At 34.7% G+C, this 2,638-nt stretch carries 2 protein-coding genes; both read right to left on the bottom strand.

What is annotated here, in order from left to right; genetic code table 11:
- Nucleotides 1-151 precede the first annotated feature (151 nt).
- Nucleotides 152-2,452: a heavy metal translocating P-type ATPase gene (locus tag ACJMLH_RS01275; protein ID WP_405274126.1), complete on the bottom strand. Its 2,301-nt coding sequence runs from the start codon at nt 2,450-2,452 to the stop codon at nt 152-154.
- Nucleotides 2,453-2,470: 18 nt separating this feature from the next.
- A partial coding sequence (locus ACJMLH_RS01280) for an ArsR/SmtB family transcription factor (RefSeq protein WP_405274127.1) occupies nt 2,471-2,638 on the bottom strand: 168 nt, incomplete at its 5' end.

Consider the following 2,638-nt stretch of genomic DNA (forward strand, 5'->3'; position numbering starts at 1 on the left):
ATAAGTAATACTTATTTCCATTAAGATATTACATTTAAATATATATAAATTAGGAGTATATAAAAATTACGATTAAAATAAAAAAAAGTATTACTTAATAAATAATTGAAAAAAAAGTGAAAAAATTTATAAATAAAGAAAAAAAATAAAATTAGAATAGTGGATCTTTCACCATTCCAATTCTAAAGGAGTTTAAAATAACCAAAAGGGTTAATCCTAAGTCTCCAACACCAACAGACATCATCAAGGTTATAATACCCAATATTGCAAGTATTGCACATAAAAATTTAATCACAATTGCTGCAGTAATGTTTTGTTTAATAATGCCCATTGTTTTATGGCTTAAGGAAAACAGATATGGGAGTTTTGATATGTCATCCTGCATTAATGCAACATCTGCTGTTTCAATAGCCACATCGGAACCTGCGGCTCCCATTGCAATACCAATATTTGCACGTGCCAGTGCCGGTGCATCATTAATACCGTCACCGACCATTGCAACATCACCGAATTTGTTTCTGATTGTATCGAGGATATTCAACTTATCTTCAGGAAGCAAATCTGAGAAAACATGCTGAATACCAATTTCTGAAGCAACCTTATTGGCAGCCATTTTATTATCACCAGTAAGCATTACGGTTTCAACACCTCTCTGTTTTAAATCACTGATAACTTCTGAAGCGTTGTCCCTGATTTTATCAGATACAGTAATAAAACCAATAACCCTTTCGGCATTACCAATAAATATGATTGTATTTCCTTCAGCAGTATATTTATTAATTTCATCCCGTGAAATATCAAAGGAACTTCCTTCAATCAATGATTCATTTGCTGCATAGAACTGTTGACCGTTAATGGTGGCAATAATTCCTTTTCCCGGAACATTTTTAAACTCTTCAACATCATCAGAACTAATATTGTTTTCATCTGCATAGTTTACGATTGCCTGAGCAATTGGGTGAGAAGATTCTGATTCCAAAGAAGATGCAATTCTAACAATATCCTCTTCAGAATAATTTTCATCTAAAACATTAACCTCACTTAATATCAATTTTCCTTCTGTTAAAGTACCTGTCTTATCAAAGATTACCGCTTTAACGTTACGCATCTCTTCAACATATGAACTTCCCTTGATAATAACCCCATTTCTAGTGGCTGAAGTGATTGCAGACACCATTCCAACAGGAGTTGAAATTAAAAACGCACATGGACAAGAAATTACGAGTAGTGAAAGGGCTTTATAAACCCAATCGGTAAGGTCTTGGCCAAACAACAATGGCGGAATGAATGCAACACAAAGTGCACCAATCATCATTGCAGGAGTGTAATATTTAGCCACCCTTTCAACCAAAGTTTCAGTTTCAGATCTGTTAAGCTGAGAGCGTTTTACCAAAGTAACGATTTTTGAGATTACTGAATCTTTTGCTGCAGTAGTTACTTTAATTTCTAAATATCCTTCTTCATTTACAGTTCCGGAAAATACATCATCTCCGACTTGTTTTAAAACAGGAACACTTTCACCAGTAATGGAAGCCTGATTAACTGAAGATGAACCTGAAATTACTTCCCCATCCAATGGGACTTTATCACCCGGTTTTACAATTACAATATCTCCGATATTTACGTCATCGACATTTCTAATTTCTTCTTTGTCCCCAACTTTAACTCTTGCAGTATCCGGAGTAATTTCAACTAATGATTTTATTGAACGTTGGGCTCTAAGTTCAGCATAGTCTTCTAAAAATTCTGCAATGTAATACAAGAAAGTAACAGCCGCACCTTCTTCAGGATGCCCGATGATAAATGACGCTATACATGCAATAGACAATAACATTGCTGGACCAACAGTGTGTCTTTTTACTAATGATTTGTAAGCTGAAATAGCTATTTCATAACCTGCAATAATCGCCCCAACCATATAAGTTATGGTTACAACGGTTGGACTGAATGACAACCATTCAAAAACATGACCTAAAACAAACAATATACCGCTGGCAACGATAATCTGTATCGGCCTATTGGCTATTAATGGTTTTCCTTCAGCCAATAATTCTCCATCACCATGTCCATGGTCATGTCCGTGGTCGTGTCCATGGTCATCATCATCTGCACAATCAGGACAACCACAAAGACTTATTTCAATATCATCATGGTCATGTTCATGATGATGCTCATGCTCATGATCGTGGTCATGCTCATCATCATCTGCACAATCAGGACAACCACAAATCTTTAAATCAACATCTTCCTCATAATCTATTTTTTCGCTATGATCATGTACACTAAAATCGGTTTTTGCCTGATAATCTCTTAATAACTGCTTATCATAATGGTCAGGATTTTCACAGTGAATCTCATCACAGTTTGGATCTAAACAGATGTAATTGTAATGTTCCGGATTGCGGCAATTTTCATCAAAACAATCTGAATCATAACACCTATTTTCTACCATAATATCACCAATTAAAAATTATTCTAATATATGTTCAAAACCTACTTTGTAAATCATTTCTATGTGAAGGTCTGTAAGAGAGTATCTTGCCATTTTTCCTTCCTTCTGGTATTTGACAATATTGTTTGCACGCAAAATTCTTAATTGATTTGAAACAGTAGTCTGGTTCAACTCAAGTGCTTCACA

It is taken from the genome of Methanobrevibacter sp., assembly GCF_045116495.1.
In the GTDB taxonomy this organism is placed as follows: Archaea; Methanobacteriota; Methanobacteria; order Methanobacteriales; family Methanobacteriaceae; genus Methanocatella.